The sequence below is a fragment of the Mesorhizobium sp. M7A.F.Ca.AU.001.01.1.1 genome (assembly GCF_004022735.1).
GTDB classification, from domain to species: Bacteria; Pseudomonadota; Alphaproteobacteria; order Rhizobiales; family Rhizobiaceae; genus Mesorhizobium; species Mesorhizobium ciceri.
Map to the genome: position 1 here is coordinate 1 of NZ_RZPF01000353.1, position 6,501 is coordinate 6,501.

Below are 6,501 nucleotides of genomic sequence, written 5' to 3' on the forward strand. Positions count from 1 at the left end.
CGTCGGCTTCAAGCCGACGGCGCGACGTGTGCCGCTCGCCGGCGCGTTCCCACTGTCGGCCACGCTGGACTCGATCGGTCCGCTTGCCCGAACCGTCGCCCAGTGTGCCGCCGCCGACGCCGTGATGGCCGGTGAGGTGCCGACCGCGCTGACGCCGATTGCCCTGGCAGGGCTTCGCATAGGCATTCCGCGCGGCGTCCTTTTCGAAGAGACGGAAGACGAGGTGGCGACCGCGTTCGACCGCTGCCTTGGCAAGATCGAGCAGACGGGCGCGCGGATCGAGGATCTGTCGATCGACGATCTGCTTGCCGATTTGCGCGCGGCCACCAAGCGTGGTTCGATCGCCGCGATGGAAGGGGCCGAAGTGCATGCCGACTGGCTGGCGACAGGAGCTTCGGTACCGGTCGACCCGCATGTCAGCGGACCTTTGTCGCGGGCAGCCATGCTGCCGACGCCTGTCTACATCCGGGCAATGCGCCGTCGTACAGCGCTCGCCGCCGCCATGGACGAGCGGCTGTCCTCGGTCGATGTGCTGGCCTTGCCGACCACACCGGTGACGGCGCCGACTATCGTCTCGATGTCTGACGACGCCGGGTTGCGTGACCGCACCGAAGGCCTGCTGCTGCGCAACACGCAGGTTGCCAACCAGTTCGATCTCTGCGCGATCTCGCTGCCGATGCCGAGCACTCAGCTGCCCGCCGGCTTGATGCTGGTGGCGCGCAACGGCCATGACCAACGCCTGCTGCGCATAGCAGCAGAGGTGGAGCAGCTGCTTGGCGCGTGAGCAGGGCTGAACCGCCCATCAGCGCGACGAACAGTGCTTGCGTTCGCTGTCCTTGGCGGTCCGTACGATACGGGTCGCGACCAGCCAGGGCAAATTGTACTCCTTGCCGGCGATCGTCTGGGTGCGGTGCTCGATCGAGCCCCTGACGACGATCTTGCCTGCATAAAGCGCGTCGGAAAGATCGGTTATGGCCTTGTCGGCCTGCGGCAGGCCGCTGGGGTCGATCGACACGCCCTTGATGATCGTCCCGGTGGCAAGGTCGAGTGCGCTGTTGGACGGGCAGGGCGCCTTGAAGCAGCGCAGCCCGTTGTCGCAATAGACATAACTGCTCTCGGCCGCGAATGCCGGCATGGCACAGAGCGAACAGGCAGCGACAAAGAGGAAGGCGAGACCGGGCATGGCTCTCAACGTCGCGGAGAATTGGGGCGAAACCGCGATGGGTTACAGGCTCGCCGGAAACCGCCGCCGATAGTGATCGACCACTTCTGGATTGCGCAGATTGACCGGCAGCTTGCCCGCCAGCACCAGCAGGGCTTCGCCCGCCGCGCCGACGCCCATGCGCATCATCGATTCCTCGGTGATCCCCGCCATGTGCGGCGTGACGATAACATTGTCGAAGCCGAAATAGGGATGGTTCGACGGCAGCGGCTGCGTCGCAAACACGTCGAGCGCGGCGCCGCCGATGCGCCGTTTCTGCAAGGCCTCGATCAGCGCGTCGTCGTCGACGACCGGTCCGCGCGACACGTTGATCAGCAGCGCCTGCGGCTTCATGCGGGCGATCCGCTCACGGTTGATCAGGCCGCGCGTTTCCGGCGTCAGCGGGCAGCACAGAACGATGATGTCGCTCTGCTCGACGAGAGCGTCGATCGACAGGAAGCCGACCTTGTCCGGCGCCGGCTGCATGCTGCGCGTCGTTGCCACCACCTTCAGGTCGAAGCCGTGCGCGGCGATATGGCCGACCGCCTGGCCGACGGCGCCGAGGCCGACGATGCCGATCGTCTTGCCGGCAAGCTCGCTGTTGGCGTTGGCGTGCTCGCGGCCGGCAAGCCAGCCTTTGGCGCGCAGGTCGCGGTCGACGACGCGGAAGTTGCGCAGCAAGGCGAGGGCCACGAACATGACGTGTTCGGCCACCGATCGGGCATTGACCGCCGGCACATTCGCCACCAGCACGCCGGCGGCCGTCGCTGCTTCCATCGGGATCATGTCGAGCCCGGCGCCATGACGGATTGCCGCCCGCAGCAGCTTTGCGCCGTCGAAAAGCTGTGGGGGCAGCGGCGCGCGCACGATGACGATGTCGGCATTTTTCGCCTCGGCGGCCAGCGTGGCCGGATCGATGGCGGAGGCGACGACGAGCTCGCCGGCGCCGGAGAGCATAGCCGAGGCGCGCGGGTGCAGAGGGTGCGTCGTGAGGATACGAGCCATGTCGGTCAGGCTTTTTCGAGCGCCGGGCTTTGCGGCTCCTCGCCATGGCCCTCGATCAGGCCCTTCCAGTAGCTCTCAGCGCCCTGCAGATGGGCGCTCATCAGCGCCTGTGCGAGATTGCCGTCGCGGCGCAGCAGCGCTTCATAGATCTGGATATGCTCGGCATGCGAGCGCACGTTGCGCTCGGGGTCGTTGAAATAGATCGGCAGGCGCTGCTCGCCCATCATGTAGTAGACGCTGCAGACATTGTGGAAGACGCTGTTCTTGGTGGCGCGCACGATTTCGAGGTGAAATTCGCGGTCTTCCCTGGCAAGCCCTTCGCCGGCGGCGATGCGCTCTTCCGAAGCCTTCAGGATTTCGCGCAGCCGCTCGAAATTCTCCTCGGTGGCACGCGAACAGGCAAGTTCGGCCGCCTTGATCTCGTGGATCTTGCGCAGTTCGACCGTCTCGTAGATCTGGATCGGGTCGAGCGGGAGGCCCGCGCGGGCAAAGAGCGCCATGGCCTCCACACTGGCCTGCTTGGTGTCGATGTAGATGCCGGATTTGGCCCGGCGCTCAACGATGCGCATGGCCTCCAGGATGGCCAGCGCCTCGCGGATCTGACCGCGGCTGACGGCGAAATGCTCCGCCAGTTCGCGCTCCGATGGCGTTCGGCCGCTCTCCTTGTCCGAATGGGAGAACAGGTAGGCAGCGAGTTCCGCGAGAAGGTTCTTTTCTTTCATCGTCAACCGCGTTGCGCGTGCGCCTCCAGGAACCGCTCCGAAATGGTGAATCCCAGACCCGGTTTTTCCGGGATCGCTATCATACCGTCCCTGGCTTCGACAGTCTCTTCGACCAGATCATGGATCATCGGGTTGGCGCCGAGCGAATATTCGACGGTGAAACTCGACGGCGAGGCGGCGCAGACATGCAAGCCTGCGAAAAAACAGGGCGCGCCGGCCCACAAATGCGGTGCAAAGCGCAGATTGAAGGCGCTGGCGATGGTGCCGATCTTCATCGCCTCGCTGATGCCGCCGCAGAAGGCGGGATCGGGCTGGAAGATGTCGGCGGCTTTGAGCACGGCAAGGTCGCGGAAGGCGTAGCGGGTCGCCTCGCTTTCGCCGGTGGCAATCGGAACGGCGCCACTTGCCCGCACTTCGGCCATGCCCGGCTTATCGTCGGCGATGATAGGTTCCTCGAACCACGCCAGGTCAAGGTCGTTGACGAGATGGATGAAGCGCTTGGCTTCAGCCACCGTGTAGGTGCCGTGCGCGTCGACCATCAGTTCGACATCGGGGCCGAGCGCCTGCCGTGCGGCGCGCACGCGGGTGGCGGAAATGTGCGCCGCGCCGTCCATGGCGCCAACCCGCATCTTCAGTGCCTTGAAACCGCCCTTGGCGATATAGGATTTCAACTGCTCGCCGATGGCGTCGGCGGCCGCCCAGCCGCCGGACGCGTAAGCCGGCATGCGATCGAGCTTGCGGCCGCCGAGCAGCCGCCAGACAGGAACGCCAAGCGATTTGCCAAGAATGTCCCACAGCGCGATGTCGACGGCGCTGATCGCCGCGATGCTCATGCCGCGCCGCGCCAGCTGCGGCATGGCGTGGCCGCCGCGTGCGGCGCTGTCGTGGCGCACGCCATTGTAGAGCATCTCCCAGATGATGCCGATGTCGGCCGGATCGCGGCCGACCAGCTGCGGCCCGACTTCATGGTTCAGCATGTGGACGAGTGCACCGTAGCTGCCGGCACTGCCGGCGGCGTTCTTGCCTTCGCCCCAGCCGACCAGCCCGTCATCGGTCTCGATGCGCAGGATGGCGGCGTCGAAGGTCGTCACCTGACCGAAGTCGCTGCGGTGCTGCCGAGCGGCTTCGATCGGAACGCGGATCCACCAGGCTTGGACGGACTTGATACGCATATTCTTCCCCAGCCCTGCGCCGGTCAGGGCGGAAGGGCGAATTTCCCTGAGGCAGTCGACTACTTGATCAGCGGCAGCAACGTTTCGGCGTTGATGCGCATCTGGTCGGTGTAGAATTTCTCGGTGAGCACGCTGGAGCCGTGGTCCTGGATGAACTTCAGCTGTTCGGGCGAGATATCGACCGGATTGCGCTCGACCATGTCGGGATAGGGGGCCGCCGGCGTCCGGTCGACGGGCGCGACGAACTCGTTGGTCAGCGCGCCGTCGTAGCCGATCTCGCGCAAGGTGGCGACGATCTTCGGCCAGTCGATCTGGCCGAGACCGGCGGCGAAGCGGTTGTTGTCGGCGACATGGAAGTCGAACAGGCGCTTTCCGGCCTGCCGGATCGCGTCATAGACGTTAAATTCTTCCATATGGAGGTGGTAGGCGTCGAGGCAGACACCGCATTCGGGGCTGACCGCGTCGGCCAAAGCCAGCGCCTGGGCGCCGCGATTGAACAGATAGGTCTCGAAGCGGTTGAGCGGTTCAACAGCGATCTTGACGCCGACCTTCTTGGCGTGGGTGAAGCATTCGCGGGTGGCGTCGACGACCCACTTCCATTCCTCTTCCTCGGTGCCGTCAGGCACGACCTTGCCGACGGTCGCCGGAACCAGCGTGATGATCTCGCCATCGAGTTCGCTGACCATGGTCAGCACGTCCTTGACATACTGAACGGAACGCTCGCGCTGGCCCTGGTTCCTGGCGGCAAGGTTGCGCTCGCCCAGCATCAGGGTCACCGCGCCCCAGCAACGAATGCCATGCTCCTTCAGCAGCGCCCGGGTCTCCCTGGTTTTGTACTGCTCGGGTTCGCCGGAAATCTCGATCGACTCATAGCCGAATTTCTTGATGCGCTTGAGCGTCGTTTCCAAGGGTTCCGCGCGCATCCAGTTGTGCGTCGAAAGATGCATGGTCTGTCCTTCCCAACTCGTCTCTATGGTTCGCCTGCGACATGCATCGCCAAAAGGCGACACAAAGGTTCCTCCCCAAGGCGTTCCCAGCCTTTTCTCGCAAACTGGTTCGACCAATTGGGCCTGAAGCGAGGTCTACAGCAAATTATCCGGATCGGCAAGAAGCGCCGGGATGCAACTTTCGCTGTGGAGTATTTCCTTGATTATATTGAGATATATATGCCTGCGCCGGGTGGTTTTGGGGTCATGATGGCGCATTGCAAGGCTTGACCAAAATTCCACATTTGGTAATACCAGAATGGTGGTGCGTGCAAGCGCCCGTTGAGAAAAGACCAAAGTGGCTGGCCCTGTTTCCAATCGGCGCTATGCTCGGTCGCGAGAGAAATGAGGGAGGATGCCGATGCCGACGACAATGAAGGGCCCGGGGCTGTTTCTGGCGCAGTTCGCGGGCGACGCCGCGCCGTTCAACTCACTGGCGTCGATCACCAAATGGGCGGCCGGTCTCGGCTACAAGGGCGTGCAGATCCCGACCTGGGACGCGCGGCTGTTCGATCTCAAGAAGGCGGCCTCTTCCAAGGCCTATTGCGACGAGGTGAAAGGCATTTGCGCCGACGCCGGCGTCGAGATCACGGAATTGTCGACGCATCTGCAGGGGCAATTGGTGGCGGTGCATCCTGCCTATGACGCGCAGATGGATGGCTTTGCGCCGCCATCGGTGCACAACAATCCCGCAGCCCGGCAGAAGTGGGCTGTCGAGCAGATGAAGTTCGGCGCTAAAGCATCGCGTAATCTAGGCCTGAATGCTTCAGTGTCGTTTACCGGCTCGCTGGCTTTCCCTTACCTCTATCCGTTCCCGCAGCGGCCGGCTGGACTCATTGAGGAAGCGTTTGGCGAGCTCGGCAAACGCTGGAAGCCGATTCTCGACGTGTACGAGGACAACGGCGTCGATGTCGGCTATGAAATTCACCCGTCTGAAGACGTTTTCGACGGCGCCACTTTCGAGATGTTCCTCGACGCGGTCGGCGGCCACAGGCGCTGCAACATCAATTACGATCCGTCGCATTTCCTGCTGCAGCAGCTCGACTATCTCGAATTCATCGACATCTATCACGAGCGCATCAAGGCGTTCCACGTCAAGGACGCCGAGTTCAACCCGACCGGCCGGCAAGGCGTCTATTCCGGCTATCAGAGCTGGACCAACCGCGCCGGGCGCTTCCGTTCGCTGGGCGATGGACAGGTGGATTTCGGCGGCATCTTCTCCAAGCTGACGCAGTACAATTATGATTCCTGGGCGGTGCTGGAGTGGGAGTGCTGCCTGAAGCATCCGGAGGATGGTGCGGCCGAAGGCGCGCCTTTCATCGAGCACCACATCATCCGGGTGACGGAAAAGGCATTCGACGACTTCGCCGCTGGCACCACCGACAAGAAGTTGCTGCGCGCCATGATGGGAATCT

At 63.6% G+C, this 6,501-nt stretch carries 7 protein-coding genes; 2 read left to right on the forward strand and 5 right to left on the reverse strand.

Annotated features, from left to right (window positions below):
- Positions 1-784, forward strand: a 784-nt coding sequence (locus tag EN884_RS20805; RefSeq protein WP_245491957.1) for an amidase family protein, incomplete at its 5' end; no start/stop codon positions are given.
- Between the two features lie 18 nt (positions 785-802).
- Here the strand turns inward: EN884_RS20805 and EN884_RS20810 are convergent.
- Genes EN884_RS20810 through EN884_RS20830 form a run of 5 tightly spaced genes read right to left on the reverse strand, consistent with a single transcriptional unit; the run spans position 803 to position 5,047 of the window.
- Positions 803-1,183: a hypothetical protein gene (locus EN884_RS20810; protein WP_063169047.1), complete on the reverse strand. Its 381-nt coding sequence runs from the start codon at positions 1,181-1,183 to the stop codon at positions 803-805.
- Positions 1,184-1,225: 42 nt separating this feature from the next.
- Positions 1,226-2,206 (reverse strand): hydroxyacid dehydrogenase, encoded by a 981-nt coding sequence (locus EN884_RS20815; protein ID WP_063169046.1) that lies wholly within the window; start codon positions 2,204-2,206, stop codon positions 1,226-1,228.
- A 5-nt stretch (positions 2,207-2,211) separates the two neighbouring features.
- Entirely contained in the window at positions 2,212-2,928 is a 717-nt protein-coding gene (locus tag EN884_RS20820; RefSeq protein ID WP_013529506.1) for a FadR/GntR family transcriptional regulator, read from the reverse strand.
- Positions 2,929-2,930: 2 nt separating this feature from the next.
- Complete coding sequence (locus EN884_RS20825) at positions 2,931-4,100, reverse strand: mandelate racemase/muconate lactonizing enzyme family protein (RefSeq protein ID WP_013529507.1); 1,170 nt, start codon at positions 4,098-4,100, stop codon at positions 2,931-2,933.
- A gap of 59 nt (positions 4,101-4,159) precedes the next feature.
- Positions 4,160-5,047 carry a sugar phosphate isomerase/epimerase gene (locus tag EN884_RS20830; protein ID WP_013529508.1) on the reverse strand — a complete coding sequence of 296 codons (888 nt, stop codon included), beginning with the start codon at positions 5,045-5,047 and terminating at the stop codon, positions 4,160-4,162.
- 400 nt (positions 5,048-5,447) lie between these two features.
- Between EN884_RS20830 and EN884_RS20835 the strand changes: the two genes are divergently transcribed.
- On the forward strand, positions 5,448-6,501 hold a 1,054-nt coding region (locus tag EN884_RS20835; RefSeq protein WP_063169045.1), incomplete at its 3' end, for a sugar phosphate isomerase/epimerase.

Coding starts and splice junctions, on each gene's coding strand:
- EN884_RS20820 (WP_013529506.1), bottom strand. CDS start 2,928: ATGAAAGAAAAGAACCTTCTCGCGGAACTCGCTGCCTACCTGTTCTCC.
- EN884_RS20830 (WP_013529508.1), bottom strand. CDS start 5,047: ATGCATCTTTCGACGCACAACTGGATGCGCGCGGAACCCTTGGAAACG.
- EN884_RS20825 (WP_013529507.1), bottom strand. CDS start 4,100: ATGCGTATCAAGTCCGTCCAAGCCTGGTGGATCCGCGTTCCGATCGAA.
- EN884_RS20810 (WP_063169047.1), bottom strand. CDS start 1,183: ATGCCCGGTCTCGCCTTCCTCTTTGTCGCTGCCTGTTCGCTCTGTGCC.
- EN884_RS20815 (WP_063169046.1), bottom strand. CDS start 2,206: ATGGCTCGTATCCTCACGACGCACCCTCTGCACCCGCGCGCCTCGGCT.